Source organism: Micromonospora sp. NPDC020750, assembly GCF_044334565.1.
In the GTDB taxonomy this organism is placed as follows: Bacteria; Actinomycetota; Actinomycetes; order Mycobacteriales; family Micromonosporaceae; genus Micromonospora.
The window spans coordinates 959,955-985,848 of sequence record NZ_JBIRTH010000001.1 but is presented as its reverse complement, the minus strand read 5'-3'; the positions used below and the strand labels follow the sequence as shown (position 1 = coordinate 985,848).

Sequence of the window (25,894 nt, the reverse complement as noted above, 5' to 3'; positions counted from 1 at the left end):
GACGCCGGCCCACCGGGGGCCGGCGTCGTCGGGTGGCATGGATCAGGGGGTGAACACCGCCAGGTGGAAGGGTCGGTCCGACGGGGCGCCGGTCGAGTCGACCGTCTGCACGAACACGCCGTTCGGCGTGCCGAGCCGCGGCGCGACCGAGACCTCGCCGGCCGGCGGGACGCAGCAGTTGGCGGCATCGCCGACGTTGGCCACGTACGCGCCCCGGACCAGGCTGTGGTTGAAGATGACCTGGTACTGGCCGGGGCCGTACCTGGTCGCGGAGACCGCGTCGTGCCCGCGGAGCAGCACGCCGGCGCTGCTGACCACCGCGAAGGAGGTGGAGCCCGCCACGAAGGACGGGCTCACGTCCCGCAGCGCCGCCCTGGCCTGGGCCGCCTCGGCCGGCGTCACCGTCGGCTGGCCCACCCGCGCGGCGGGGCGGGCCCCCGGCTGCCCGGTCTGGGCCGCGGGCTTCGCCGTCGTCGTCTGGGCGGCGGCGATGCCGCCACCGGTCAGCGTCAGCGCCAGCACGCCGAACGTGACCGCAGCCGCCCTACCGGAAATGAATCTCGCCATGACAGGTCCCCCTTTTGTCGACCGTGTCGAAACGACCGGCTCGTCAGGCAACGAGTCGGATAGCCTCCGAGCCTGATCGGTGTTTCGTAAAGCGTCGGCACAGCCGCCGCCGACACATTGACCGTGCCGAAAAGCGGGCCACCAGACGACCTCTGAGCAGCTACTACTGCCGAGAACACCAGGGCTGGAACCAGGTGGAAACTAGCACCGGGAAAAGTGCAGGGTCAATAGATGACCACGGCGTTTCGGATTTATTCAGGCGATCGGAGAATTGCGAAACATGAGCGCTGGGAAATTCACGAAAGGCGCCCAGGCTCAGGGTCATTGCGTTTTCACGGGTGCGGTCCCTGGTCGGCCCGGGGACCGTGGCCGGGGCGAGGCGGCCGATGCCGTGGGGCGGCGCCTATGGAGCTGAGTCGTCCACGTCGTCACCGCCGGTCGGGCCACCGCCGTCGCGTCACCCACCACCGTCGGTAGATATCCGGTCACCGTCACCGTCACCGTCAGCGGCAGCGGCAGCGGCAGCAGCCGGTTCCGGTTGGCGGCGATCGCGATTGCCCGCCGCCGGAGACGTGGCGGGCGTCTCCCGCACCTCGACACGGGCGCTAGCGTGTCGCCGTGGACACGTCCGAGAAGGCGCCGCCCGGGTTCGACCGGGGTGCCCGGGCCCGCGTGTGGCTCTGCTGGCTGGCCGTGGCGCCCGGGCTGGCCTGGGCGGCGGTCCGGCTGACCGGCCTGGAACGGGGCCCGCTCGTGCAGGCGGTCGCCTTCACCCCGTACGTGGCGGCCTGGACGCCCGTGCCGCTGCTGCTCGCGCTCGCCCTGCGACGCCGCTGGCCGGCGGCGGTCGCGGCCCTGGTCGCGGTGGCGCTGATCGGGACGGTCGCGCCCCGGGCGCTGCCCGGCGGGCGGCCCGCCGCGCAAGGGCCGGAGCTGCGGCTGCTCACCGCCAACCTGCTGGCCGGCGCGGCCGACGCCGGCGCCGTGGTGGACCTGGTCCGCGCGCACCGGGTCGACGTGCTGACCGTGCAGGAGTTCACCCCGGGCGCGGCAACCGAGCTGGACCGGCTGGGCCTGGCCGGCCTGCTGCCCCACCGGCAGCTCAACCCGCAGGTGGGCACCACCGGCTCGGGCCTCTACGCCCGCTTCCCGATCGCCGGGGGCGGGATCCGGCAGAACCGCGGCGGCTGGGGATTCAGCCAGGCGTACGGCACGGTGCTGCCGCCGGGCGGGCCGCCGGTGCGGATCGAGTCGGCCCACCCGGCGGCCCCGTACGCGGTCGACCAGGTCGGGGCCTGGCGTGCCGACCTGGAGGCGCAGCCGGCCGCCACCCCGACGGCGGGGCTGTCGATCCTGGCCGGGGACTTCAACGCCACCCTCGACCACGCGCCGCTGCGCTCCCTGCTGGCCACCGGGTACGCCGACGCCGCCGACGCCGCCGACGCCGGGCTCACCGGCACCTGGGGGCCCTACGACGGTGACCTGATCCCGCCGGTGACGATCGACCACGTGCTGGTGGACCGGCGGATCGCCGTCCGGTCGGTGGCGGTGCACCCGCTGCCGGGCAGCGACCACCGCGCGGTCCTGGCGGGGCTGCGGGTGCCCGCCCCACCCCCAACGGGCGGGTGAGCGAGCGGCCCCTGCGCGTCGGGCAGTACGACGCGGTCACCGACCGGCCCAGCGTGCACCGCGCCCCCGCTCAGACGTGGGCGCGGTCCAGGCCATAGGTGAGCGCGTCGACGAGGGCGCGCCAGGACGCCTCGACCACGTTCGGGTGCACGCCGACGGTCGTCCAGTCCCGGCCCGTCCCGTCGGCGGTCTCCACCAGCACCCGGGTGACCGCACCGGTGCCGTGGCTGCCCTCCAGGATGCGCACCTTGTAGTCGGCCAGCTCGAAGTCGCGCAGCTCCGGGTAGTGCCGGCACAGGCCGACCCGCAGTGCCTCGTCCAGGGCGTTGATCGGGCCGTTCCCCTCGGCCGTGGCGATCACCCGCTCGCCGCGCACCCGGATCTTGACGGTGGCCTCGGAGACGACCGCGCCGTCCTCGCGGTGCTCGACCAGCACCCGGTACGACTCCAGGGCGAACGGCCGGGTCGGCGCGGCGCCGGGCAGCTCGGAGCGGACCAGCAGCTCGAAGGAGGCGTCGGCGGCCTCGAAGGACCAGCCCTCGGCCTCCAGCTCCTTCACCCGGCTGGTCACCTTCGACAGGGTCTCCGGATGGCCGGCCAGGTCCAGGCCCAGCTCGCGGCTCTTCAGCTCGACGCTGGCCCGGCCGGCCATCTCGGTGATCAGGATCCGCATGTCGTTGCCCACCACGCGTGGGTCCACATGGTTGTAGAGCAGCGGATCCACCTTGATCGCGCTCGCGTGCAGCCCCGCCTTGTGAGCGAAGGCGGCGGCCCCGGCGTACGCCTGGTGGGTGTCGGGGGCGATGTTGGCGATCTCGGCGATGGCGTGGGAGACCCGCACCATCTGTTCCAGGCAGCCGTCCGGTAGGACCGGCAGCCCGAGCTTGAGTTGGAGGTTGGCGACGACGGCGAAGATGTCGGCGTTGCCGGGGCGCTCGCCGTACCCGTTGGCGGTGCCCTGGACGTGGCGGACGCCGGCCTCGACGGCCGCGATGGTGTTGGCCACCGCGCAGGCGGTGTCGTTCTGGGCGTGCATGCCGAGCCGCCCGGGATCGACGCCGGTCCGCGCGACCAGGTCGGCGATCGCGGCGGTCACCTGGGAGGGCAGCATCCCGCCGTTGGTGTCGCAGAGCACCATCACCTCGGCGCCGGCGGCCAGCGCGGTCTGGACCACCGCCGCCCCGTACGCCGGGTCGTGCCGGTAGCCGTCGAAGAAGTGCTCGCCGTCGACGAAGACCCGCCGCCCCTCGGCGACGAGGTGGGTCACGGTGTCCCGGATCATCGCCAGGTTCTCGGCGGCGGTGGTGCGCAGCGCCCGCTCGACGTGCCGCAGGTCGGCCTTGGCGACCAGCGCGACGGCCGGGGTACGCGCGTCCAGCAGCGCCCGGACCTGCGGGTCGTCGGCCACCGCGACGCCCGCCTTGCGGGTCGCCCCGAACGCGACGAGCTGGGCGTGCTTCAGGTCCAGCTCGGTGCGGGCCCGGCGGAAGAACTCGGTGTCCTTCGGCACGGCGCCCGGCCAGCCCCCCTCGATGAAGCCGACCCCGAACTCGTCGAGCAGCCGGGCGACGGCCAGCTTGTCGACCACCGAGTAGGTGAGCCCCTCTCGCTGGGCGCCGTCGCGCAGCGTCGTGTCGTAGACCTGGAACGTCATGGAGGGTCCTCTCGGGCGCGAGTGGGACGGGGCGGCGGGGCGGGGTGGGACCAACAAAAAGACCTCCCGCGGATGCGGGAGGTCTGCGCGCTCGGCGGAGGGAGGCCGGGCGCGCTAGGTGCCGATAATGACGACGCTGCTGGTCACGATCACCACTCTGCCACCCGCCCCACCGTTTTGGGAGGCACAATCCACATGTCGGGACGGTGACGCAGGGTTGCGATACCTCATCCGCCCTCACCTGCGGGGCAGAACCCGCCGCCGGTGATCGGGTTCACAAGTCACCTGGCCGCTATCAAGCCGAAACACCGCTGCGGCAGTATCTGGAACAGATCCAGTTACGGCCTCGTGCCGCTGCCAAGGAGGACCCCGTGCTCACTGTCGGTGACCGTTTTCCCGAGTACGAACTCACCGCCTGCGTGTCTCTCGACGCCGACAACGCGTTCGAGTCGATCAACCACAAGTCTCACCAGGGCAAGTGGCGGGTTGTCTTCTTCTGGCCGAAGGACTTCACCTTCATCTGCCCGACGGAGATCGCCGAGTTCGGTCGGCTGAACGGCGAGTTCGCCGACCGGGACGCCCAGGTGCTCGGCGTGTCGGTCGACAACGAGTTCGTCCACTACGCCTGGCGCAAGGACCACCCGGACCTGCGCGAGCTGCCCTTCCCCATGCTCAGCGACATCAAGCGCGAGCTGACCGCCGACTGCGGCGTGCTCGGCGAGGACGGCGTGGCCCAGCGCGCCACCTTCATCGTCGACCCGGACAACGAGATCCAGTTCGCCATGGTGACCGCCGGCTCGGTCGGCCGGAACGTCTCCGAGGTGCTGCGGGTGCTCGACGCGCTGCAGACCGACGAGCTGTGCCCGTGCAACTGGAACAAGGGCGGCGACACCCTCGACGCCACCAAGCTGCTCGCCGGCGCCGGGGCCTGACGATGGGTCTCGACGCGGTCAAGGCAGCCCTGCCGGAGTACGCCAAGGACATCAAGCTCAACCTCGGCTCCACCGTCGGCGCCTCGACGCTGAAGCCGGAGCAGGCCTGGGGCACCGCGCTGGCCTGCGCCGTAGCGGCGCGCAACCCGGTGGTGCTCCGGGAGATCGCCGCCGAGGCCGCCGGTCACCTCACCCCCGAGGCGGTCGAGGCGGCCAAGGGCGCCGCCACGATCATGGCCATGAACAACGTCTACTACCGGGCCAAGCACCTCATCGGCGACGACCAGTACGCGTCGATGCCGGCCCGGCTGCGGATGCAGATCATCGCCCGACCGGGTGTGGAGAAGGGCGACTTCGAGCTGTGGTGCCTCGCCGTCTCGGCGATCACCGGCTGCGGCGTCTGCCTGGAGTCGCACGAGAAGACGCTGCGCGGGGCCGGCTTCACCCGCGAGCAGGTGCACGAGGGACTGCGGATCGCCGCCGTGGTGCACGCCGCCGCGGTGGCGCTCGACGCGCAGGCCGCGCTGGCCTGAGCCCGCCGCCCCGACTCCGCCGGCGCCGCTACCGCGGTGCCGGCGGAGTCGGCGTTTCCGGCGGTACGTGTGTAGGAGCCGACCGGGCTGGGTAGGTGTATTTCGGACAACGAGAACACCCCCTCTCCGAGACGACTACGACAGTCGAGGCAGGAGCACCCCATGGACAGGCTCGACCCGCACACCACACACGGCACGCCGGAGCCCATGACCCACGGCGGGCAGGGTTCGGTCGCCGGCGGCGCCCCCGCCGGCGCGTTCGACCCGTGGAGCTACCGCGACCGGGCGTCGGCGGCCGACGCCGACCTGGTCGGCTACAAGGTCGAGGCCACCGACGGCGGCATCGGCAAGATCGACAGCGCGAGTCACGAGGTCGGCAGCAGCTACCTCGTGGTCGACACCGGCCCGTGGATCTTCGGCAAGAAGGTGATGCTGCCGGCCGGCACGGTCAACCACGTCGACCACGACGAGCGCAAGGTGCACGTCGACCGCGACAAGGACCAGATCAAGGCCGCGCCCGAGTACGACGAGGACAGCCACAGCGACCCGGCGTACCGGGACAAGCTCGGCGGCTACTACGACGAGAGCTACGGCAACCTGCCCCCGGGCACCGCTCGCTGAGCGGGGCCGCCGGCCCGGCCGGCGGGGCCAGGTTCACCGTCACGGCCGGTGGGGTTCACCCCCACCGGCCGTTACCGTGTCAGGGTGGACGCGATCGAGGTAACCCGCAGGATTCCCTTCTCCGCGATGTTCAACTTCCGTGATGTCGGCGGCTACCCGGCGGGCGACGGGCGCACCGTCGCCTGGGGACGGCTCTACCGCTCGGACTCACCGCACCGGATCGACGGCGCCGACCGGGACGCCTTCGTCGCCCTCGGCGTCCGCACCGTGATCGACCTGCGCCGCCCGGACGAGGTGGCCCGGGACGGCCGGGTGCCGGAGCTGGACGGGCTCACCTACCGGCACATCCACCCGGAGCACACCCCGTGGACGGAGTCGCAGTACGAGCCCGGCTCGAGCCTGGCCCGCTACCTCGCCGACCGGTACGCCGCCCTCGCCGGGACCGGCGCTGCCGGGCTGGCCGAGGCGGTCGGGCTGATCGCCGACGGCGCCGCCGCCCCGGTCGTCGTGCACTGCGTGGCCGGCAAGGACCGCACCGGCATCGTCTGCGCGCTGACCCTCGCGGTGCTCGGCGTGAGCGACGCCGACATCGTCGCCGACTACGCGCTGAGCACGGAGGCGTCGGCGCGGTTCAGCGCCTGGGTGGCCGCCACCACCCCCGAGGCCGAGGAACTCCCCGCGCCGTTCCTGGCGTCCCCGGCCGAGGCGATGGCGCTGTTCCTGACCGAGCTGCGCGCGGGACACGGCTCCGTCGAGGAGTACCTGCGGCACGCCGGCGTCACCGACGCCCAACTCACCGCCCTCCGCGACCACCTGCTGGACTGACCTCCGACCCGGCCGCTCCCCGACCCGGCGACGGCCGCCGGGCGCGGTGGGGCGGCGGGAAATGCCCGGGGCGGCGGGCGCCCCGGGCATCGGGGCCGGTGCTCAGAGGACCCTGGTGACCCAGCCGTGCGGGTCGGCGGCCCGGCCGCGCTGGACGTCCACCAGCCGTCGGTGCAGGTCGGTGGTCACCCGGCCCGGGTCGCCGCCACCGACGATGAACTCGCCGTCGGAGAAGCGGACCTTGCCGATCGGCGTGACCACGGCCGCGGTGCCGCAGGCGAAGGCCTCGCGCAGCCGACCGCTGGCCGCGTCGGCCTGCCAGTCGGCGAAGCTGACCGGCCGCTCCTCGACCCGGTGGCCGGCCTCGGCGGCCAGGGTGAGGATCGCGTCGCGGGTGATGCCCGGCAGGATGGTGCCGGTCAGCGGCGGGGTGACCAGGGTGTCGTCGTCGTAGACGAAGAAGACGTTCATCCCGCCCAGCTCGTCGACGAAGCGGCGCTCCACGGCGTCGAGGAAGACCACCTGGTCGCAGCCGGCCTCGATCGCCTCGGCCTGGGCGGCCAGCGAGGCCGCGTAGTTGCCACCGCACTTGGCCGCGCCGGTGCCGCCCGGGGCCGCGCGGGTGTAGTCCGGCGACACCCACACCGTCACCGGCTTGACCCCGCCGGAGAAGTACGCCCCCGCCGGGGAGGCGATGACCACGTAGAGGTATTCGTTGGCCGGGCGGACGCCGAGGAAGACCTCGCTGGCGAACATGAACGGTCGCAGGTAGAGGCTGCTCCCGTCGCCCTCGGGGATCCACTCCCGGTCGATCTCGACCAGCCGGCGCAGCGACTCGACGAACGTCTCCGGCGGCAGCTGCGGCATCGCCATCCGGCGCGCCGACTCGGCGAACCGGGTGGCGTTGGCCTCCGGCCGGAACATGGTCACCGCGCCGTCGCCGGTGCGGTAGGCCTTCAGGCCCTCGAAGATCTCCTGTGCGTAGTGCAGCACCGCGGCGGCCGGGTCCATCGGGATCGGCGCACGCGCCTCGATCCGGGCGTCGTACCAGCCCTTGCCGTCCGCGTACCGGATGGTGACCATGTGGTCGGTGAAGACCCGGCCGAAGCCCGGGTTCGCGAGCAGGGCGGCCCGGTCCACGGCGGATACCGGCGTGGAATTCGGACGGATCTCGAAGTCGAGCATGTCACCACCGCTCATCGCGCGGACCTCCCTGGGGACGACGGCGGCCGGGACCGCACGCCGGATTCACTGGTGCCAGAAACTTACCCCGAACGGTCGTTCAGCGGGTAGCCGCGTACCGGCGGGACGGACGCCCCGAACGGGCGTTCCGGCTGTTCAGACGCCCTTTCCTCGGGGCATCGGGGCGGGGCGGAGCCGCCGTCAGGCCGCCGCGTGCGCGGCGAGGCGGTCGCCCACCTCGGCGGTGCGCAACGGTACGCCCGGGGCGCGGCCGGCCAGCTCCGCGCCGACGGCGGCGGTCACCCGCGTCGCGGCGTCGGCGTGCCCGAGCTGGTCGAGCAGCAGGGCGGCGGAGAGCACGGCGGCCACCGGGTCGGCGATGCCCTGGCCGGCGATGTCCGGCGCGGAGCCGTGCACCGGCTCGAACATCGACGGGTACGCCCCGGTGGGGTTGATGCAGCCGCTGGCGGCCAGCCCGATGCCGCCGGTGACCGCGGCGGCGATGTCGGTGAGGATGTCGCCGAAGAGGTTGTCGGTGACCACCACGTCGTACCGCTGGGGCTGGGTGACCAGGAACATCGCGGCGGCGTCGACGTGCTGGTACTCCGTGGCCACGTCCGGGTGCTCGGCGGCCACGGCCGCGAAGGCGCGGGCCCACAGCGACCCGGCGTGGGTCAGCACGTTGGTCTTGTGCACCAGGGTGACCTTGCGCCGCTCGCGGCGGGACGCCCGGGCGAACGCGTCGCGGATGACCCGCTCCACCCCGTGCCGGGTGTTCAGGCTCTCCTCGGTGGCCACCTCGGCCGGGGTGTCCCGGTGCAGCGAGCCGCCCGCGCCGGCGTAGAGCCCCTCGGTGCCCTCCCGGACCACGACCAGGTCGACCTCGCCGGGCTTGACGGTGGCCAGCGGGCCGGCCACGCCTGGCCACAGCCGCGACGGGCGGAGGTTCACGTACTGGTCGAAGGCGAACCGGAGCTTGAGCAGCAGGCCGCGCTCCAGCACGCCCGGCGGGACGCTCGGGTCGCCGACCGCGCCGAGCAGGATCGCGTCGTGCCCGGCCAGCTCGGTCAGGACGGAGTCCGGCAGCACCTCGCCGGTGCGGTGGTAACGGGCCGCACCGAGGTCGTACTCGGTGGTCTCCACCCCGGGGAGGACGGCGTCGACGACCTTGAGGGCCTGCGCGACCACCTCGGATCCGATCCCGTCCCCGGCCACCACCGCGATCCGTGCCACGTCGTGAGCTCCCTCGCCTCGTCGTCTTCCGCAACGGTACGACTCTGTCCCGCCTCCCGGTACGATGCTTCCGCATTCTGGGAATTGGAACGCACAGCAGGCTCCCAGGTGGGATTCATGGTGCGGCCAACTTCGCTGCTTAGGGTCGGTGGTGAACGGGTCACGGGGCCCGGACGGGATTCGTCGCGGCGCTGCGGCGCCGTCAGCGAAGGAGCAACTGCCATGCGGATCGAGGAACAGCCCCGGCACCGGTGGGTCGACGAGCAGCCCCGCACGCAGTGGGTGGACCAGTCGACGTTCGCCAGCCGCCGCCCCGACCTGCGCCTGGGCAGCCGCACCCACCGCCTCGACCGGGCCGGTGGCACCGCCGCCGACCGGATCGCCGTGCAGCACACCGTCGGCACCAGCACGGCCGAGTACTCCCTGCTGCTCAACGCCCCGAGCTGGCTGGGCCGGCGCGGGGTGGGCGAGGCGCTCGCCGACGCCGTCGCCGAGCTGCGCGCCATCGACCTCACCTACGGCCCGAACCGGCGCGACAGCCTCGTCTCCCGGCTGCGCCGGGGGGAGATCAGCCCCGAGTCGTACCCACCGCTGGCCGACCTGGTGGACCGGTGCGCCGCCATGCGGGCGGCGACCGACGGCTGGTTCGACGCGTGGGCGGTGCCCGGCGGCTTCGACCCGGGCGGCCTGCTCGGCGGCTGGGCGGTGGAGCGGGCCGCGGCCCGGCTGCGCGCCGCAGGCATCCACGACTACGCCGTGCTCACCGGCGCCGACCTGGTGGTACGCGGGCACGCCGCGCACGGCGGCCCGTGGCGGGTGGCCGTGCACCACCCGACCGACTCCCGCCGGCCTCCGCTCGTGCTGGAGATGACGGCCGGTGCGGTGGGCACCTCCGGGGTTACCGGACGGCGGGGGCATGTGGTCGACCCGCACACCGGGGAGCCCGCCGACCAGCTCGACGCCGCCACGGTGATCGGGCCGGACCTGGCGGTGGCCGACGCCTACGCCACCGCGCTCTACGCCGCGGGCCCGGCGGGGCTGGACTGGTTCCGCGACGGGTCGGACTACCGGGCGCTGTTCGCGCACCGCCGCCGCTGAGATCCGACCGGGCCACCCTCGGCGGCCGGTCTTCGCTCCCGGCCGTGGGTGACCCGCGATCGGCCCCCACGGTCTCGGCAACGGCCGTGGGGGCCGGTCAGCGACGAGTGCGCGTGGCTCGCGCAATCGAGGGGTGCGGACCCGGGCCGGGGTGGACGTCAACCGCGTCACCCGAAGACGGGTCGACGCCGAACTCAACCAGTGACCGCACGAGTACGCTAGCGAATCGCCGTCACTCGATGCAAGGGTCTCCACAGCGGACCGTCCCCGAAGGACGATCGGAAGTTTCACGACTGACCTGCGGCGGGGTCACGGTGACTTACCCGGCCCGGGATGGCACGCTGTCCGCCGTGAGTTTCGATCTGAGCGTGTGGGCCCTTCCGGACAGGGCCACGCCCATGGACGTGCGGGCAGCAGTGCAACGGTGCCGACAGGGGCAGCACGACGACCGCTACCCGGACCCACGGGTCGTCGCCTTCTACCGGGCGATCACCGCCCGCTATCCGGACCGGCCGGCGGGCCCGGGTTCCCCGTGGGTGGTCGCGCCCCTGCACGCGGCCAACGACCACATCGAGATGAACCTCAACCCGGCCTGCGAGGACCAGGTGCTGCTCGACATCGAGCGGCTGGCCGGCGAGTGCCACCTGATGCTGTTCGACTACCAGGACGGCTCGGTCTACCCGCCACCCGCCCCGGCGCGCCGCTGACCGGTCGACGGCGAGGGGCCCGGCCGTCCGGCCGGGCCCCTGATCCGTCCTGTGTGGACGCCGTGTCACTCGTTCCTGGATGGACCTACTCGTCGCGCAGGTCGGCGGCGCTGGCCGAGGTCGCGCCGATCGAGTCAGCCGCGGAGGTGAGCAGGTCCGCGCCGAGCGCCTGGTCGACCGTGAGGGTCATCAGCGTCTCACCGCCGGCCTCCCGGCGGGCCACCTGCATCGCCGCGATGTTGATACCGGCCTCGCCGAGCAGGGTGCCGACGGTGCCGACCACGCCCGGCCGGTCCGCGTAGCGCAGGAAGAGCAGGATGCCCTCCGCGCCGATCTCCACGTCGAAGCCGTCGACCTCGGTGAGCTTGAGGATGTCGCGGGCACCGGTGTGGGCGACCGTGCCGGAGACGCTGACCGTGCGGCCGTCCGGCAGCGCGCCGCGGACGGTCACCAGGGTCTGGTGCTCGGCGGTCTCGGCCAGGCTGGCGAGGTTGACCTCTACGCCACGCTCGGCGGCCAGGTGCGGCGCGTTGACGTAGGTGACCTGCTCCTCGACCACGGAGCTGAACAGCCCCTTGGTGGCCGCGAGCTTGAGCACCGAGACGTCGTGGTTCACGACTCCCCCGCGCACCTCGACGGTGACGCTGGCGGCCACCCCGCCGGCCACGGCGGTGAACGCCCGGCCGAGCTTCTCGGCCAGCGGCAGCAGCGGGCGGACGTCCTCGGCGACCACGCCGCCGGCCTGCACGTTGACCGCGTCCGGAACGAACTCGCCCTGCAACGCCAGCTTCACGCTCCTGGCCACGGCCAGGCCGGCCTTGTCCTGCGCCTCGGCGGTGGAGGCGCCCAGGTGCGGGGTGGCCACCACGTTGTCGAAGGCGAACAGCGGCGAGGAGGTGCACGGCTCCTTGACGTACACGTCGACGCCGGCACCGCCCACCCGGCCCTCGGCGAGCGCGTCGGCGAGGGCCTGCTCGTCGATCAGTCCGCCGCGGGCGGCGTTGACGATCCGCACGCCCGGCTTGACGATCGCCAGCTCCTTCTCGCCGATCAGGCCCACGGTCTCCGGGGTCTTCGGCAGGTGGATCGAGATGAAGTCGCTCTCCCGCAGCAGCTCCTCCAGCCCGACCAGGCGCACCCCGAGCTGCGCCGCGCGGGCCGGCTGGATGTACGGGTCGTACGCGATCAGCCGGGTGCCGAAGGCGGCGATCCGGGACGCGAAGAGCACCCCGATCCGGCCGAGGCCGACCACGCCCACGGTCTTGCCCTGCACCTCGACGCCGGTGTACTTGGACCGCTTCCACTCGCCGGCCTTCAGCGCGGCGCTGGCGCTGGCGGTGTTGCGGGCCACGGCCAGCAGCAGCGCGACGGCCTGCTCGGCGGCGGAGACGATGTTGGAGGTGGGGGCGTTGACGACCATGACGCCCCGCGCGGTGGCAGCCGGCACCTCGACGTTGTCCAGACCCACGCCGGCCCGGGCCACCACCTTCAGCCGCGGGGCGGCGGCGATCGCCTCGGCGTCGATCTGCGTGGCGCTGCGCACGATCACCGCATCGGCCTCGGAGAGCGCGGAGAGCAGGGCCTGACGGTCGGTGCCGTCGACGTGACGGACGTCGAAGTCGTGGGCGAGCACCTCGATGGCGGCGGGGGCGAGTTCTTCGGCGATCAGTACGACAGGAGTCATCGGTCCTCGTAGAGGTCGTGTGGCGGTCGGCCGGGACGTGGGGGCGCCGCGCTGCGCCCTGCGCCGAGTCGTGCCATGGCCGTCAGGTGGCGGCTACGCACCTACCCGCGATGTTAGGGCGCGGGCCGGCCGGCGTGCCCCGGACTGTGGGGTGAGGGCCCTCACAAACCCGACATGTCAGTGGGGTTCCGGGCGGGAGAACACCAGCGGCGACCCGCCCGGCGCCGGGTGGGCGTCGGGCGGGCCACCGCTGTCCACGCCGGGGTCAGGCGGTCTCGGTGATCGGCCGGTCGACCCAGCTCATCATGGACCGCAGCTTCTGACCGGTCTCCTCGATCGGGTGCGCCGCGCCCTCGGCCTGCCACTTGGTGAAGTTCGGCCGGCCCGCCTCGTCCTCGGCCACCCACTCGCGGGCGAACTCGCCGGACTGGACCTCGGAGAGGATCTTGCGCATCTCCTCCTTGACCCGGGCGTCGACGACGCGCGGGCCGCGGGAGAGGTCGCCGTACTCGGCGGTGTCGGAGATGCTGTAGCGCATCTTCGCGATGCCGCCCTCGTACATCAGGTCGACGATCAGCTTCAGCTCGTGCAGGCACTCGAAGTAGGCCACCTCGGGGGCGTAGCCCGCCTCGGTGAGCACCTCGAACCCGGTCTGCACCAGGGCCGCCGCGCCGCCGCAGAGCACCGCCTGCTCGCCGAAGAGGTCGGTCTCCGTCTCCTCCTTGAAGGTGGTCCGGATCACGCCGGCCCGGGTGCCGCCGATCCCCTTCGCGTAGGCCAGGGCCAACGCGAGGGCGGTGCCGGTGGCGTCCTGCTCGACGGCCACCAGGCAGGGCACGCCCTTGCCGTCGACGTACTGGCGGCGGACCAGGTGACCCGGGCCCTTCGGGGCGACCATCGCGACGTCCACGTCGGCCGGCGGCTTGATCAGGTCGTACCGGATGTTGAAGCCGTGGCCGAAGAGGATGGCCTTGCCGGGTGCCAGATTCGGCGCGATCGCCTCCGTGTAGAGGGTCCGCTGGGCGGTGTCCGGTGCCAGGATCATGATCACGTCGGCCTCGGCCGCGGCCTCCGCCGGGGTGAGCACCCGCAGGCCCTGCTCCTCGGCCTTGGGCCGGCTCTTCGAGCCCGCCGGCAGGCCGATCACCACGTCGACGCCGGAGTCCCGCAGCGACAGCGCGTGGGCGTGGCCCTGGCTGCCGTACCCGATCACCGCCACCTTCTTGGCCTGGATCAGGCCCAGGTCGGCATCGTCGTCGTAGTACACCTCAACGCTCATTGACTTCCCTTTCGTACGGCGGCCCGGGCGGCCCGTCGTGGCTTGTGCGGGTGGTGTGGCGGGCAAGGGGCTCAGGCGGCCCTCAGCGCCGGGCCGGCGGCGATCGAACGCGAGCCGCGCCCGATCGCCACCGTGCCGGACTGGACCATCTCCTTGATCCCGAACGTTTCGAGGTCGCGTAGCAGCGCGTCCAGCTTGTCGGGGGTGCCGGTGGCCTCGATCGTCAGCGTGTCGGGCGCGACGTCGACCACCCGGGCGCGGAACAGGTTGACCGTCTCGAGCACCTGGCCACGGATGGCCCGGTCGGCGCGGACCTTGACCAGCAGCAGTTCCCGGGCGACCGAGACCTGCGGGTCCAGCTCGACGATCTTGAGCACGTTGACCAGCTTGTTGAGCTGCTTGGTGACCTGCTCCAGGGGGGACGACTCGGCGTTGACCACGATGGTGATCCGGGAGACGTCCGGGTTCTCGGTCTCGCCGACGGCGAGACTGTCGATGTTGAAGCCGCGCCGGGAGAACAGCCCGGAGACCCGGGCCAGGACGCCCGGCTTGTTTTCCACGAGCACGGACAGGGTGTGCAGGTTCATTAGATATCGTCCTCGTCGAAGTTCGGGCGGACGCCGCGGGCGAACATGATCTCGTCGTTGCTGGTGCCGGCGGCCACCATCGGCCAGACCATCGCGTCCTTGCCGACCACGAAGTCGATCACGACGGGGGCATCGTTGATCGCCATCGCCGCCTCGATGGTGGAGTCCACGTCGGCCGCGCTCTCGCAGCGCAGGCCGACGCAGCCGAGCGCCTCGGCGAGCTTGACGAAATCGGGGATGCGGTGCTTGTGGGTGCCCAACTCGGTGTTCGAGTACCGCTCGTTGTAGAACAGCGTCTGCCACTGCCGCACCATGCCGAGGTTGCCGTTGTTGATCACGGCGATCTTGACCGGGATGCCCTCCAGCGCGCAGGTGGCCAGCTCCTGGTTGGTCATTTGGAAGCAGCCGTCGCCGTCCACCGCCCAGACCACCGTGTCCGGCCTGCCCACCTTGGCCCCCATGGCGGCCGGGACCGCGTAGCCCATGGTGCCGAGGCCGCCGGAGTTGAGCCAGGTGCCCGGCCGCTCGTACGAGATGAACTGCGACGCCCACATCTGGTGCTGGCCGACGCCGGCGACGTAGACGGCCTCCGGCCCGGCGATCTTCCCGAGCCGCTCGATCACGTACTGCGGGGAAAGGGAGCCGTCGGCTGACTCCTCGTAGCCCAGCGGGTACCGCTTGCGCAGCTCGTCGAGCTGGGCCCACCAGTCGCCGAGGTCGGCCGGACGGCTGGCGGACCGCTCGGTGGTGACCGCGGCGATCAGCTCGTCGATCACGTGCCGGGCGTCGCCGACGATCGGCACGTCCGCGTGCCGGTTCTTGCCGATCTCGGCCGGGTCGATGTCGGCGTGCACGACGGTCGCGTCCGGGGCGAACGAGTCCAGCTGGCCGGTGACGCGGTCGTCGAACCGGGCGCCGAGCGCCACGATCAGGTCCGACTTCTGCAGGCCGTAGACCGCCGACACGGTGCCGTGCATGCCCGGCATGCCCAGGTGCTGCGGGTGTGAGTCGGGGAACGCCCCGAGCGCCATCAGCGTGGTGACCACCGGGATGCCGGTCAGCTCGGCCAGCCGACGCAGCCCGTCCGTGGCGCCGGCCTTGAGGACCCCGCCGCCGACGTAGAGCACCGGCCGGCGGGCCGAGGTCATCAGCCGGGCGGCCTCCCGGATCTGCTTGCCGTGCGGGTGCAGGGTCGGCCGGTACCCGGGCAGGTCCAGCGTCGGCGGCCAGGAGAAGGTGGTCTGCGCCTGGAGGACGTCCTTCGGGATGTCCACCAGCACCGGGCCGGGGCGACCGGTCGAGGCCAGGTGGAACGCCTCGGCGAGCACCTGCGGGATCTCCTCCGGCGTCTGCACCAGGAAGTTGTGCTTGGTGATCGGCAGGGTGATGCCCTGGATGTCGGCCTCCTGGAAGGCGTCCGTGCCGATCGACGGCCGGGCCACCTGACCGGTGATCGCCACCATGGCCACCGAGTCCATGTACGCGTCGGCGATCGGGGTGACCAGGTTCGTCGCGCCCGGGCCGGAGGTGGCCATGCAGACCCCGACCTTGCCGGTGGCCTGGGCGTACCCGGTGGCCGCGTGTCCGGCGCCCTGCTCGTGCCGGACCAGGATGTGCCGGACGGTGGAGTCGTAGAGCGGGTCGTACGCCGGGAGGATCGCCCCGCCCGGAATGCCGAAGACGACATCGACGCCGAGCGCCTCCAGGGACCGCACGAGCGACCCGGCTCCGGAGATCTGCGCGGGCGCGGGCTGCCGTACCGCCGGGGCGGACGGCGCGACCTGGTCGGCGGTCGCCGGCTCGGCGCCGGCACGGGTCCGGCGGGCGGAATGGGCGAGGGTCTCTGGCGTGGGTCTCGTCATGGCGGTTCAGGCCTTCGGCTGGAGTGGCTGATGCTCTTCAGGCGGTGCAACGCGGGCGGGGCACACCCGGATGGGTCCGACGGCAATAAAAACGGCCCTCGTGCAGATGCACGGGGCCAGCGCACTCTCGATGACGGAGAGTGCGCTCAGGTAAGTACTCGCGGAGAGGTCGACGGCATGCGGTCAAGCCTGCCGCATCTCACGCGATGAGTCAACTGATCCCACATTTTGGTTAACGGGCGTCGGTGACGTGCTCTCCGGCACACCGGCTCCGACCGCCCCCAGCTGCACGGACGCGCCCCCGTCGGGGCGTTGGGCGGGCATCGTCGGCAGCCGCCGTGGACGCGCCGCCGCGGGCGGGGCCGGCACGGCGGCGGGGTGCCCGGCGGGCGGCGCCGACACCGGGGCGGGACGCGCGCCACCGGACGTGGCGGCCTCCAGCATCGCCTCCAGGTGCTCGCCCGGCACCCCCCAGCCGAAGAGCGCGCCCTGGCCCCACCGGCAACCGGCGGCGACCACCGCGGCCAGCTCGGTGGGGGTGGTCACTCCCTCGGCGATCACCTCCATCCCGAGCTGGTGGCCCAGCCGCATGACGATGTCGACCATCGGGGCGAAGGCCGGGCCGTCGGTGCCCACGGGCCGAACCGGCTCGTGCTCGGCGACCAGGCTGTGGTCGATCTTGAGGATGTCGATCGGCAACCGGCGTAGCTGCCCGAGCGACGAGTACCCGGCGCCGAAGTCGTCCAGGGCGATCCGGACGCCGGTGCGCCGCAGCGCGGTCAGCCGCCGGACGAGTTCGTCGAGGTCGGTCGCGACGGCGTGCTCGGTGACCTCCAGCACCAGCCGCTGCGGCGGCACGTGGTGGGCGCGCAGCGCCTCGGCGACCTGGATCACGTACTCGGGGGCGTGCAGCTCCCGGGGGGAGACGTTCACCGAGACCCACACGTCGTGCCCGTCGGCCAGCCAGCGGGAGAGCTGGTGACACGCCTGGTGCAGCACCCACGCCCCGAGCTTGGCGATCATCCCGCACTCCTCGGCCAGCGGGATGAACTCGTCCGGGCGGACGTTGCCCAGCTCCGGGTGGCGCCAGCGCAGCAGCGCCTCCGCGCCCACCGGGCGCACCGACGGCAGCGACGCCACCGGCTGGAACACCAACCGCAGCTCGTCGCGCTCGATCGCGCCGCGCAGCTCGTGCTCCAGCGTCGTGCGGCGGCGCAGCAGCTCGTCGTAGGCGACGTCGTAGTGCTCGATCCGGTTCTTGCCGCGCTGCTTGGCGTAGCGCAGGGCCAGGTCGGCGTGGCGCAGCAGCAGCTCGGTGTCCGGCTCGTCGGGCTGCCCGGCCACCCCGATGCTGACCGAGAGGAAGACCGGCCCGCCCGGCTGCTCGTACGGGCGGCCGAGCAGCCCGAGCAGCCGCTCGGCGACCCGGCCGGCGTCGGGCGGGCGGCCGGGCATGAGCACCGCGAACTCGTCGCCGCCCAGCCGGGCGGCCAGGTCGCCGGGGCGCAGGTTGCCGCGCAATCGCCGGCCCACCTCGGCCAGCACCTCGTCGCCCACGTCGTGCCCGCGCATGTCGTTGACGTTCTTGAAGCCGTCCAGGTCCAGGCCGAGCAGCACGCACGGGACGCCGGAACCGGTGCTGTCCTGCAGGGCGCGCAGCAGCCCCCGCCGGTTGGCCAGGCCGGTCAACGGGTCGGTGTGGGCCAGCTCCCGGAAGTGCGCCTCGCGCTCGGCGAGCCGGCTCGCGTACCGGCGAACGTCGTGCAGGGCGAAGTACTGCCGGGCCACCAGCGCGAACCCCTCGACGCTGCCGGCGACGATGCCCAGCGCGTCGAACCGGCCGCCCTGGAGCAGGTGGTACATCGCGGAGGCGGCCATCGCGACCATCGGGACGAAGGCGTACGCGCCGTCCCGGCGGATCAGGTCGACGTCGAGCTGCCCGGGCGGGGCGGCCCGGTGCACGGCCCGGTGCACGGCCAGCGCGGCGGTCAGCAGCCCGGCCGCGAGCAGGACCGTGCCGGCCAGCAGCATGCCGGGCACGGACTGGCAGAGCCCGCCGGCGATGCCCAACCCGCCGCAGGTGACCGCCGTGATCCCGGCGCCGAGCCAGGCCAGCCGGCGGCGGGGCGCGGCGGCCCGCATGAGCACGATCAGGGTGAGCCCGGCGGTGAGCGCCACGCTGACGCTGGCCAGCAGGATCGGCGCGCAGGCCGCCGGGATGGCGGTGGCGAGCAGCCGGGTCGGCTCGGAGAGGAGTACCCAGCCGACGAACCAGAGCGCGGTCGCCATGATCAGGCCGTCGAGCACCAGCCGGGCCGTCGCCGCCCGGGTGGGCCCCGCGCAGGTCAGCCGGAGCAGGCCCGCGCCGAAGGCGAACGCGCTCACCGCGGTGCCGACGGAGACCAGGGTGGCCCAGCCGACGCGCAGACCCTGCTGATCAGCCAGGTATGCGCCGCCGACGAGCGGCACCGCCCACCCGATCAGCAGGCTGAACAGCGCGAACACCCCGGCGGCGGCGACCAGCGCGGCGGCCTGCCCGCACCCTCGCCCCGCCCGGCGGGCGAGGACGACCAGCAGCGCGGTGGCGCCGGCGGCCACGAGGCCGCTCAGCACCGCCACAGCGATCATGCCCGGGGGGAAGTGCACGTCCTCAACTGTGCCGGATGCCCGCTCGGCGTGGGGGGCCGGGTGCGCAACTGTTGGGACACAGCGCGGCACCCCTGGGAGCACCCCGGCCGACGGTGCAAGACTGGTACGCATGCCTGAGCTGCGGTCGAAGACCTCCACGCATGGCCGGACGATGGCCGGCGCCCGGGCCCTGTGGCGGGCCACCGGGATGACCGACGACGACTTCGGCAAGCCGATCGTCGCCATCGCCAACAGTTTCACCCAGTTCGTGCCCGGCCACGTGCATCTCAAGGACATGGGCGGCCTCGTCGCCGACGCGGTGGCCGAGGCCGGCGGGGTGGGCCGGGAGTTCAACACGATCGCGGTCGACGACGGCATCGCCATGGGTCACGGCGGGATGCTCTACTCCCTGCCCAGCCGGGAGCTGATCGCCGACGCGGTGGAGTACATGGTCAACGCGCACTGCGCGGACGCCCTGGTCTGCATCTCGAACTGCGACAAGATCACCCCCGGCATGCTGCTGGCCGCGCTGCGGCTGAACATCCCCACCGTCTTCGTCTCCGGCGGCCCGATGGAGGCCGGCAAGACGATGGCGATCGAGGGGATCGTGCACTCCAAGATCGACCTGATCGACGCGATGGTCGCCTCGTCCAACAACGCGGTCACCGACGACCAGCTCGGCGAGATCGAGCGGTCGGCCTGCCCGACGTGCGGCTCCTGCTCCGGCATGTTCACCGCGAACTCGATGAACTGCCTCACCGAGGCGATCGGCCTGGCCCTGCCCGGCAACGGCTCGACGCTGGCCACCCACGCCGCACGCCGGTCGCTCTTCGTCGAGGCCGGCCGCACCGTCGTGGAGATCGCCAAGCGCTGGTACGACGGCGACGACGCCTCGGTGCTGCCCCGGCGGGTCGCCGACCGGGCCGCGTTCGAGAACGCGGTCGCCCTGGACGTGGCGATGGGCGGGTCGACCAACACGATCCTGCACCTGCTCGCCGCCGCCCGGGAAGCCGAGATGGAGTTCTCGGTGGCCGACATCGACGCGATCTCCCGTCGGGTCCCGTGCCTGGCCAAGGTCGCCCCGAACTCGCCGCAGTACCACATGGAGGACGTGCACCGGGCCGGCGGCATCCCGGCCCTGCTCGGCGAGCTGGACCGCGCCGGCCTGCTGCACCGGGACGTGCACGCCGTGCACTCCCCCAGCCTTACGAGGTGGCTCGCCGACTGGGACGTGCGGGGCGGCTCGGCCACCCCCGAGGCGGTCGAGCTGTTCCACGCCGCCCCCGGCGGGGTGCGCACCACCGAGCCGTTCTCCACCACCAACCGCTGGTCCACGCTGGACACCGACGCGGCCGGCGGCTGCGTGCGGGACCTCGCCCACGCCTACAGCGCCGACGGCGGGCTGGCCATCCTGCACGGCAACCTCGCCCCGGAGGGCTGCGTGGTGAAGACCGCCGGGGTGCCCGACGAGTGCCTGACCTTCCGCGGCCCGGCAAAGGTGTACGAGTCCCAGGACGACGCCGTGACGGCGATCCTTGCGAAGGAGATCGTGGCCGGGGACGTGGTGGTGATCCGGTACGAGGGCCCGAAGGGCGGCCCCGGCATGCAGGAGATGCTCTACCCCACCTCGTTCCTCAAGGGCCGGGGGCTGGGCAAGGCCTGCGCGCTGCTCACCGACGGCCGGTTCTCCGGCGGGACCTCGGGGCTGTCCATCGGGCACGCCTCCCCCGAGGCGGCCTCCGGCGGCCTGATCGCCCTGGTCGAGCCCGGCGACGAGATCGTCATCGACATCCCGGCCCGGTCGATCTCGCTGAACGTGCCGGACGACGTGCTGGAGGCCCGCCGCGTCGCGCAGGAGAAGCGCGACAAGCCGTACACGCCGCTCGACCGGCAGCGGCCGGTGTCGGCGGCGCTGCGCGCGTACGCCTCGATGGCCACCTCGGCCAGCGACGGCGCCTACCGCCGGGTGCCGGAGTAGGCGTGGGGCCCCTGCCGTCACTCCCGTGCCCGGCAGGGGCCTCCCCGACGCCGCTCACCCGTCCGGCCAGGGCTCCCCGGCTCCGTCCGCGAGCGACGCTCAGTACCCGACCAGGGCGATGACGAGCGACGACACCGCGGCGGCGAGCAGCACCCCGCCCGCGCCGATTCCGACCGCCGCGCTCACCGGCACGGCGCGGGCCCGGGCGACCGGAACCGCCGCCAGCGCCGCCGCCGTCACCAGGGCGGCGACCACGTGGATCAACGGATAGTCGAGCAGCGCCGCGACCGGGAACAGGTGCACCCCCACCACGAGCGCGACCCAGACGGGGATCAGCTCCCGGCGGCCCCGCAGGGCGAGCAGCCCGGCACCGAGCGCCGCGACGCCGAACTCGATGCCGACGACCAGGCCGAAGGTGCGGCTGGTGTCGGCGTCGAAGGCCGTCGGGTCGGACCAGCGACGCCAGGTGAGAACCCCGCCGGCGACGGCGGTGAGCAGCGAGAGCACCGATCCGATGGTGAGCACCGGACGCCAGCTTTTGGGCGGCGCCTCCTGGGCCCAGCCGAACCAGCTCGATGCGAAGAAGCCGAACACGACTGCTGTGGCCGACGCGTCCCGCACGTGCTCCGCGATCATGGCTCCCTCTCGGTGGTGCGGCGTCGGCGATGCCGTCCGCAGACCGATCTCCCGACACGACGGCCCGCCTGATCTTGGTAGATCCTTGCCTACGATCGGAGTGGGCAGGCATCGGGGGCGGGCATGAGCTGCTGAACTTCAGCCCGGCCAGGACCCGCATACCGGTCTCCGGCAGGCAGATCCGCAGGGCCGCGTCGGCGACCAGGATAAGCGTCAAGTTCTCAAAGGATCGGGGATCATCGCTCGACAGCGCACACCGACAGGTCGAACATCGGCTCCTCGATCGCCTTCAGCAGCGGCCGGGAAGCCGCGTGTTCCGGCCTGACGTGCCGGCCGAGCACCACAACCGCCACCGACGAGGCACCGGCTGTCTTCAACGCATGGGCGAGCGACTGCGCCCGAGACCCGGTCGTCCAGGTGTCATCGACAATCAGCGGCCGGACGAGGCCGACGTGCTCGGGGAGCCGGACGCCGAACCAGTCGGGCTGAAAGCTCCGGACGTCAGGCCCGTAGCGGGGTTCGGCACAACGGCGAGCCAGGGCAGCCCCAGCCGGTCCCCGATCAGCTCCTGGAGTGCGTGCGGGCCGGGCCTCCCCCGAGTGCTGGGGACCGCGACAACATGGGTCGGGGCACCGCCGATCCGTCGGGACACGCAGTCGAGGTGCTCCCGCAGGAACAGGAGCAGCAGCGCCAGCAGGTTCCACCTCGCCTGTGTCGACGCCGGAAGCGACTTGTACGAGCGCAGGTGGTGGTGATGCTGGCCCGTACGTGGCGAGTACGAGATCGGCACCACCACGTCGGCGAGCAGACCTCCGGATTCGGTCTGCTGCTCCTGGCATGGGTAGCAGTAGGCGAACCCCGGCGTGCGCACGCCTCGGCAGGTCGGGCAGACCCACTCGGCGGCGGGCAGCGGGTTGCGCAGGAAGTTCCGCTGGGTCTCGACGTGTTCCCGGATACGGGCCCAGGGGTCAGAGGCTGGCGAACTCAGGGAATCCCTCCAGCTCGGTCGCGGCCGGCATCCTGTCAAGGATGGCGTCGATGGCCTCTACCAGCTCAGCCGTGCCATGCGCCACGTGAACCCCGGGCCGGTCGGCGAACGAACGCGCCCAGTCGTGTCGCATCACCTGGCTGGTCAGCACCACCGGGCGGCCATGCTGAAGGGCGAGCCGCGCCTGGATCCGGGCACCGCTGCGTTCGCCAGCCTCGACGACGACGGTGGCGGCGGCGTAGCCGCTCATCACCGCGTTGCGCATCGGGAAGCTCTGCTTCGTCGGGGCGGCGTCCGGCCAGAACTGGCTGATCACCAGGCCGACCTCAGCGATGTGCTCCTGCAGTGCCCGGTTGACGGCCGGGTAGTGGCGACGGATGCCGGTGCCGATGACCGCGACGGTGCGCCCCCCGGCGGCCAGCGCCGCCTGGTGGGCGGCGGTGTCGATGCCCTTCGCCAGGCCGCTGACCACCGTCACCCCTCGGACTGCCAGCGAGGTCGCCACGGAGCGGGCGATCGCCACCCCCCCGGCCGCTCGCCTCGCGGCTGCCGACCACCGCGATGGCTCGGGCGTCGGGCCGGAGGTCTCCCCGCGTGAACAGCAGCGGCGGCATCTCCCGGATGTCGCGGAGTTGGGCGGGATAGTCGTCGTCGAAGAAGGCCCGCACCGTGATGCCCTCGGACTGCCATGCGGCCAGATCGGCGGCGGCGGCCTCGACCAACGAGTCGACGGAGCGCTCGTCTGGGAAGAGGGTGTCCGCCTGCCCGACGACCCGCCCGAGCACGCCGAGCGCGCTACCGGTCTCCTGGACGTCGTGGGCGGCGTCGGACCAGCCCAGGTCGGGCTGCCACAGCAGCGCTACCAGCGCCGCCCGCTCCGCCGTCGCCCGGTCCATGGCCCCGATCGTAGAGGCCCGACCCGGCTCACCGGCCCGCTGGCCACGCGATGGTGACGAAGCAACCTGGCGCGTTCCGGATCTCCCCCACACGCGTCGAACATATGTTCCCCGCGTGGCCCGTCAATCGGGGATCTCCAGGTCGGGGCCTGCGGATACAGGGCGGATGCCCTCGTCGTCGTGGCGGTGGACGGCGCAGCCGGCCCGGGTGAACCGGGCGGTCACCGTCTGCCCGGCGTGCTGGGCGGCCAGCCGCAGCAGGGCCGGCACCGGGTCGGCCGGCAGTGGGCGGGGAGCCGACTGCGGCAGCGGGACCGCCACCTCCGGGTCGGTCGGGACGGTCTCGGGGAGGGCCGCGTCGAGGCCGTCCAGGCAGTCCGCCAAGGCCGCCTCCAGGCTGGGCCGGCACGGCAGGTCGTCGGGGCAGACCGGGGCGGCCAGGGATCGCAGGTCGACCGACCAGAGCAGCCCGTGCGCCCGCAGCGGGTCGGCCGGGTGCCCCCGCAGGTCGAGCACGCCCACCACCAGGGCCAGGTCGAGGCCGTGGGTGAGCCGGAGCAGATCGGCCAGCGGGGGCGCGTCCGGGCGTACCGCGGCCACCAGCAGGCGCGCGGCGGGCAGCCCGGGGCGGACGGCGGCCACCTGCTCCCCCACCGGGTCCGCGCCCGCCCAGGGCAGGGTGACGTAGCCCTCGCGCACGTCCGGCGGGATCTCGTGGCCGCCATCGGCCTCGGTGAGGTCCTCCGGGCGCACCCCGAAGCCGGTCGCCCACGCGCCCAGCCGGTAGCGGCCGGACAGCCGCACCGACGCCCGCCCGCCCGACGTGTTACCGGCCAGGGTCGCCACATCCGGCGCTCCCGCGTGCCAGGCCAGGTGCACCACCCGGTGCCGCAGGTCGGTGATGGTCACCAGCACCGTCCGGTGGAGGCGGCGGGTGCCGCCGCAGGTGACGCAGGACAGCCCGGACGGGCGGCAGTCCGGGCAGGGCCGCCACGACACCGGCTCGCCGAGCCAGGCCGGGTCCGGCGGCTCGGCGAGCCGGCGCAGCGGCACCCGCACCCGGCGGACGACCTGGCCGGTGGGGTGCCCGACCAGGGTCTCGACCGCCTCGCCGTGGCCCAGGCCGGTGTGCCACCAGCGCCCGTCCCGCCAGACGGCCTGCGCACCGGGCAGCCCGCCGCCACCCGCCGGGCCGGCGCAGCCTGCGTGGACCCGGTGCTCGATCCCGGCCACGTCGGTCGCCGTCGGGTGCAGGGGGCGGGGCAGGTCGGGGCGGAGCATCCGGGCGGGGGCGCAGCGGCCTCGCTCACCGAGCCCGGCCAGCGCGCCGACCATGTCGGTGGCGGCCAGGGCTGCCGACAGGTCCGCGTGGGGCTCCGGCAGCACGGCGGGCACGGGCGAACCGGGCACCTCGTACCGGACGTCCCAGCGGAGGGCATCGCCGTGCCGGCGGGCCTCGACGACCAGGTCGAGCAGGAGCAGATCCGCCAGCGCACAGAGCCGGGCCAGCCTGGCGGCGGGGTCGAGCGGGGGCGGCGCGGTCGACCGGCCCACCAGCACCCGCCACGCCGGTCGGGCGGCCTCCGCGACGGCCCGACCCTCCAGCTCGTGCCGCTCGTCCGCCGGCAGGTCGGGCCGCCAGGCCGGCGGCAGCCGTACGGTCAGCGGGTCGACGGTGGCGGCGACGCCGGTCGTGGCGGCCAGTTCGCGTACCCGGGGAGTCAGGTCGGCCACCCAGTCACCCGCCGGGTCCGGACGGGGGTCGAGGGTGCCGGGCGCGACCAGGTGGGACGCGACCGCGCCCGTGTCCAGGTTGGCCACGGTCAGCACGAGCTGCGCGCGGCGGCGACCGCGCCGGCCGCAGCGCAGGCAGGCGACTGCGACGGTCCCGACGCCCCGGCACAGCTCGCATTTCCGGTACGGCTCCCGGCGCGGCTCCGCGTCGCCGGGCGGGCCGTCGTCGGCCAGGAGCCGGTCGCCGTAGCGGGTGCAGCGGCAGGGGTCGAGACGGAAGGTCACGCCGTCGCAGTCGGGGCAGGCGACGGTGGGCGCGCCGGTCACCGGGGCTGCCGGCCCGTGCAGGGCCCGTCGTGGTCGGTGCGGCGCACGCAGCGCGTGCGGTCCGGCAGCGGCAGGTCGCAGAAGATCCGATGGCGTACGCCCTGCTCGTCCTCGGCGGAGACGGTCGTCTCCCCGGCGTCCACGTCGGGCAGGAAGGTCACCGACCGGGCCAGCGCCCCGGCGAACCGGCGCGCGGCGGGCAGGTCGGCGGCGGTGAACGGCAGGTGCGCCACCCAGCGCGGGCTCACCGGCCGACCGCCGGATTCACCGACCCGACCGAACACGGTTGACGATAAAACGCGCGCACGACAGAC

Annotated in this window: 22 protein-coding genes and 1 pseudogene; 8 read left to right on the top strand and 15 right to left on the bottom strand. The window is 73.3% G+C overall.

The window, feature by feature from the left end:
• Window positions 1-42: 42 nt before the first annotated feature.
• Entirely contained in the window at window positions 43-567 is a 525-nt protein-coding gene (locus ACH4T9_RS04505; protein WP_396669768.1) for a hypothetical protein, read from the bottom strand.
• Between the two features lie 672 nt (window positions 568-1,239).
• On the opposite strand from ACH4T9_RS04505, the gene ACH4T9_RS04500 reads away from it, so the two are divergent.
• Window positions 1,240-2,196, top strand: coding sequence for an endonuclease/exonuclease/phosphatase family protein (locus tag ACH4T9_RS04500; protein WP_396669904.1), 957 nt, complete (start codon window positions 1,240-1,242; stop codon window positions 2,194-2,196).
• A gap of 70 nt (window positions 2,197-2,266) precedes the next feature.
• Here ACH4T9_RS04500 and cimA read toward each other — a convergent pair whose 3' ends face one another.
• Window positions 2,267-3,850 (bottom strand): citramalate synthase, encoded by a 1,584-nt coding sequence (gene cimA, locus ACH4T9_RS04495; RefSeq protein ID WP_396669767.1) that lies wholly within the window; start codon window positions 3,848-3,850, stop codon window positions 2,267-2,269.
• A gap of 371 nt (window positions 3,851-4,221) precedes the next feature.
• Between cimA and ACH4T9_RS04490 the strand changes: the two genes are divergently transcribed.
• The 4 genes from ACH4T9_RS04490 (at window position 4,222) to ACH4T9_RS04475 (ending at window position 6,761) form a co-directional block, all read left to right on the top strand.
• Window positions 4,222-4,782 (top strand): peroxiredoxin, encoded by a 561-nt coding sequence (locus ACH4T9_RS04490; protein WP_161687773.1) that lies wholly within the window; start codon window positions 4,222-4,224, stop codon window positions 4,780-4,782.
• A 2-nt stretch (window positions 4,783-4,784) separates the two neighbouring features.
• On the top strand, window positions 4,785-5,315 hold the full coding sequence (locus ACH4T9_RS04485; RefSeq protein WP_350885845.1) for a carboxymuconolactone decarboxylase family protein: 531 nt from the start codon (window positions 4,785-4,787) through the stop codon (window positions 5,313-5,315).
• Window positions 5,316-5,477: 162 nt separating this feature from the next.
• The gene (locus ACH4T9_RS04480; RefSeq protein WP_396669766.1) at window positions 5,478-5,936 is read left to right on the top strand and encodes a PRC-barrel domain-containing protein; all 459 of its coding nucleotides are present in this window, start codon (window positions 5,478-5,480) and stop codon (window positions 5,934-5,936) included.
• Window positions 5,937-6,020: 84 nt separating this feature from the next.
• Entirely contained in the window at window positions 6,021-6,761 is a 741-nt protein-coding gene (locus ACH4T9_RS04475) for a tyrosine-protein phosphatase (RefSeq protein WP_396669765.1), read from the top strand.
• Between the two features lie 102 nt (window positions 6,762-6,863).
• On the opposite strand, the gene ACH4T9_RS04470 is transcribed toward ACH4T9_RS04475, so the two are convergent.
• Both ACH4T9_RS04470 and ACH4T9_RS04465 read right to left on the bottom strand, forming a co-directional pair.
• Window positions 6,864-7,961: a branched-chain amino acid aminotransferase gene (locus tag ACH4T9_RS04470; protein WP_396669764.1), complete on the bottom strand. Its 1,098-nt coding sequence runs from the start codon at window positions 7,959-7,961 to the stop codon at window positions 6,864-6,866.
• Window positions 7,962-8,144: 183 nt separating this feature from the next.
• Window positions 8,145-9,176, bottom strand: coding sequence for a 3-isopropylmalate dehydrogenase (locus ACH4T9_RS04465; RefSeq protein ID WP_396669763.1), 1,032 nt, complete (start codon window positions 9,174-9,176; stop codon window positions 8,145-8,147).
• Between the two features lie 222 nt (window positions 9,177-9,398).
• Here ACH4T9_RS04465 and ACH4T9_RS04460 point away from each other — a divergent pair, with 222 nt between their 5' ends.
• Together ACH4T9_RS04460 and ACH4T9_RS04455 are read left to right on the top strand one after the other, a co-directional pair.
• Complete coding sequence (locus ACH4T9_RS04460; RefSeq protein WP_396669762.1) at window positions 9,399-10,274, top strand: FAD:protein FMN transferase; 876 nt, start codon at window positions 9,399-9,401, stop codon at window positions 10,272-10,274.
• 350 nt (window positions 10,275-10,624) lie between these two features.
• Window positions 10,625-10,981 carry a hypothetical protein gene (locus ACH4T9_RS04455; protein ID WP_396669761.1) on the top strand — a complete coding sequence of 119 codons (357 nt, stop codon included), beginning with the start codon at window positions 10,625-10,627 and terminating at the stop codon, window positions 10,979-10,981.
• A gap of 85 nt (window positions 10,982-11,066) precedes the next feature.
• On the opposite strand, the gene serA is transcribed toward ACH4T9_RS04455, so the two are convergent.
• The 5 genes from serA to ACH4T9_RS04430 form a co-directional block, all read right to left on the bottom strand.
• Entirely contained in the window at window positions 11,067-12,665 is a 1,599-nt protein-coding gene (gene serA / locus ACH4T9_RS04450; protein WP_396669760.1) for a phosphoglycerate dehydrogenase, read from the bottom strand.
• 265 nt (window positions 12,666-12,930) lie between these two features.
• Complete coding sequence (gene ilvC / locus ACH4T9_RS04445) at window positions 12,931-13,944, bottom strand: ketol-acid reductoisomerase (protein ID WP_396669759.1); 1,014 nt, start codon at window positions 13,942-13,944, stop codon at window positions 12,931-12,933.
• Window positions 13,945-14,015: 71 nt separating this feature from the next.
• Window positions 14,016-14,531: an acetolactate synthase small subunit gene (ilvN, locus tag ACH4T9_RS04440; RefSeq protein WP_396669758.1), complete on the bottom strand. Its 516-nt coding sequence runs from the start codon at window positions 14,529-14,531 to the stop codon at window positions 14,016-14,018.
• Window positions 14,531-16,393, bottom strand: coding sequence for an acetolactate synthase large subunit (locus ACH4T9_RS04435; RefSeq protein ID WP_396669757.1), 1,863 nt, complete (start codon window positions 16,391-16,393; stop codon window positions 14,531-14,533). The genes ilvN and ACH4T9_RS04435 overlap by 1 nt, the downstream gene beginning before the upstream one ends.
• Window positions 16,394-16,576: 183 nt before the next feature.
• The gene (locus tag ACH4T9_RS04430) at window positions 16,577-19,021 is read right to left on the bottom strand and encodes a putative bifunctional diguanylate cyclase/phosphodiesterase (protein ID WP_396669903.1); all 2,445 of its coding nucleotides are present in this window, start codon (window positions 19,019-19,021) and stop codon (window positions 16,577-16,579) included.
• Between the two features lie 130 nt (window positions 19,022-19,151).
• Here ACH4T9_RS04430 and ilvD point away from each other — a divergent pair, with 130 nt between their 5' ends.
• Window positions 19,152-20,999, top strand: coding sequence for a dihydroxy-acid dehydratase (ilvD, locus tag ACH4T9_RS04425; RefSeq protein WP_396669756.1), 1,848 nt, complete (start codon window positions 19,152-19,154; stop codon window positions 20,997-20,999).
• A 99-nt stretch (window positions 21,000-21,098) separates the two neighbouring features.
• Here ilvD and ACH4T9_RS04420 read toward each other — a convergent pair whose 3' ends face one another.
• The 6 genes and pseudogenes from ACH4T9_RS04420 to ACH4T9_RS04395 form a co-directional block, all read right to left on the bottom strand.
• Window positions 21,099-21,635 carry a hypothetical protein gene (locus tag ACH4T9_RS04420; protein WP_396669755.1) on the bottom strand — a complete coding sequence of 179 codons (537 nt, stop codon included), beginning with the start codon at window positions 21,633-21,635 and terminating at the stop codon, window positions 21,099-21,101.
• A 430-nt stretch (window positions 21,636-22,065) separates the two neighbouring features.
• Window positions 22,066-22,506: a hypothetical protein gene (locus tag ACH4T9_RS04415; RefSeq protein ID WP_396669754.1), complete on the bottom strand. Its 441-nt coding sequence runs from the start codon at window positions 22,504-22,506 to the stop codon at window positions 22,066-22,068.
• A gap of 97 nt (window positions 22,507-22,603) precedes the next feature.
• Window positions 22,604-23,146 carry a DNA-processing protein DprA gene (locus tag ACH4T9_RS04410; protein ID WP_396669753.1) on the bottom strand — a complete coding sequence of 181 codons (543 nt, stop codon included), beginning with the start codon at window positions 23,144-23,146 and terminating at the stop codon, window positions 22,604-22,606.
• Window positions 23,147-23,213: 67 nt separating this feature from the next.
• Window positions 23,214-23,519: pseudogene (locus ACH4T9_RS04405) on the bottom strand (DNA-processing protein DprA); the annotation flags it as partial.
• A gap of 123 nt (window positions 23,520-23,642) precedes the next feature.
• Window positions 23,643-25,580, bottom strand: coding sequence for a hypothetical protein (locus tag ACH4T9_RS04400; protein ID WP_396669752.1), 1,938 nt, complete (start codon window positions 25,578-25,580; stop codon window positions 23,643-23,645).
• Complete coding sequence (locus tag ACH4T9_RS04395) at window positions 25,577-25,828, bottom strand: hypothetical protein (protein WP_396669751.1); 252 nt, start codon at window positions 25,826-25,828, stop codon at window positions 25,577-25,579. The genes ACH4T9_RS04400 and ACH4T9_RS04395 overlap by 4 nt, the downstream gene beginning before the upstream one ends.
• Window positions 25,829-25,894 lie beyond the last annotated feature (66 nt).

What these genes read in the sequence shown, in the direction of transcription:
- ACH4T9_RS04505 (WP_396669768.1), bottom strand. Translation starts at nt 567, where the DNA reads ATGGCGAGATTCATTTCCGGTAGGGCGGCTGCGGTCACGTTCGGCGTG.
- cimA (WP_396669767.1), bottom strand. Translation starts at nt 3,850, where the DNA reads ATGACGTTCCAGGTCTACGACACGACGCTGCGCGACGGCGCCCAGCGA.
- ACH4T9_RS04485 (WP_350885845.1), top strand. Translation starts at nt 4,785, where the DNA reads ATGGGTCTCGACGCGGTCAAGGCAGCCCTGCCGGAGTACGCCAAGGAC.
- ACH4T9_RS04480 (WP_396669766.1), top strand. Translation starts at nt 5,478, where the DNA reads ATGGACAGGCTCGACCCGCACACCACACACGGCACGCCGGAGCCCATG.
- ACH4T9_RS04470 (WP_396669764.1), bottom strand. Translation starts at nt 7,961, where the DNA reads ATGAGCGGTGGTGACATGCTCGACTTCGAGATCCGTCCGAATTCCACG.
- ACH4T9_RS04460 (WP_396669762.1), top strand. Translation starts at nt 9,399, where the DNA reads ATGCGGATCGAGGAACAGCCCCGGCACCGGTGGGTCGACGAGCAGCCC.
- serA (WP_396669760.1), bottom strand. Translation starts at nt 12,665, where the DNA reads ATGACTCCTGTCGTACTGATCGCCGAAGAACTCGCCCCCGCCGCCATC.
- ilvC (WP_396669759.1), bottom strand. Translation starts at nt 13,944, where the DNA reads ATGAGCGTTGAGGTGTACTACGACGACGATGCCGACCTGGGCCTGATC.
- ilvN (WP_396669758.1), bottom strand. Translation starts at nt 14,531, where the DNA reads ATGAACCTGCACACCCTGTCCGTGCTCGTGGAAAACAAGCCGGGCGTC.
- ACH4T9_RS04435 (WP_396669757.1), bottom strand. Translation starts at nt 16,393, where the DNA reads ATGACGAGACCCACGCCAGAGACCCTCGCCCATTCCGCCCGCCGGACC.
- ACH4T9_RS04430 (WP_396669903.1), bottom strand. Translation starts at nt 19,021, where the DNA reads ATGATCGCTGTGGCGGTGCTGAGCGGCCTCGTGGCCGCCGGCGCCACC.
- ilvD (WP_396669756.1), top strand. Translation starts at nt 19,152, where the DNA reads ATGCCTGAGCTGCGGTCGAAGACCTCCACGCATGGCCGGACGATGGCC.
- ACH4T9_RS04420 (WP_396669755.1), bottom strand. Translation starts at nt 21,635, where the DNA reads ATGATCGCGGAGCACGTGCGGGACGCGTCGGCCACAGCAGTCGTGTTC.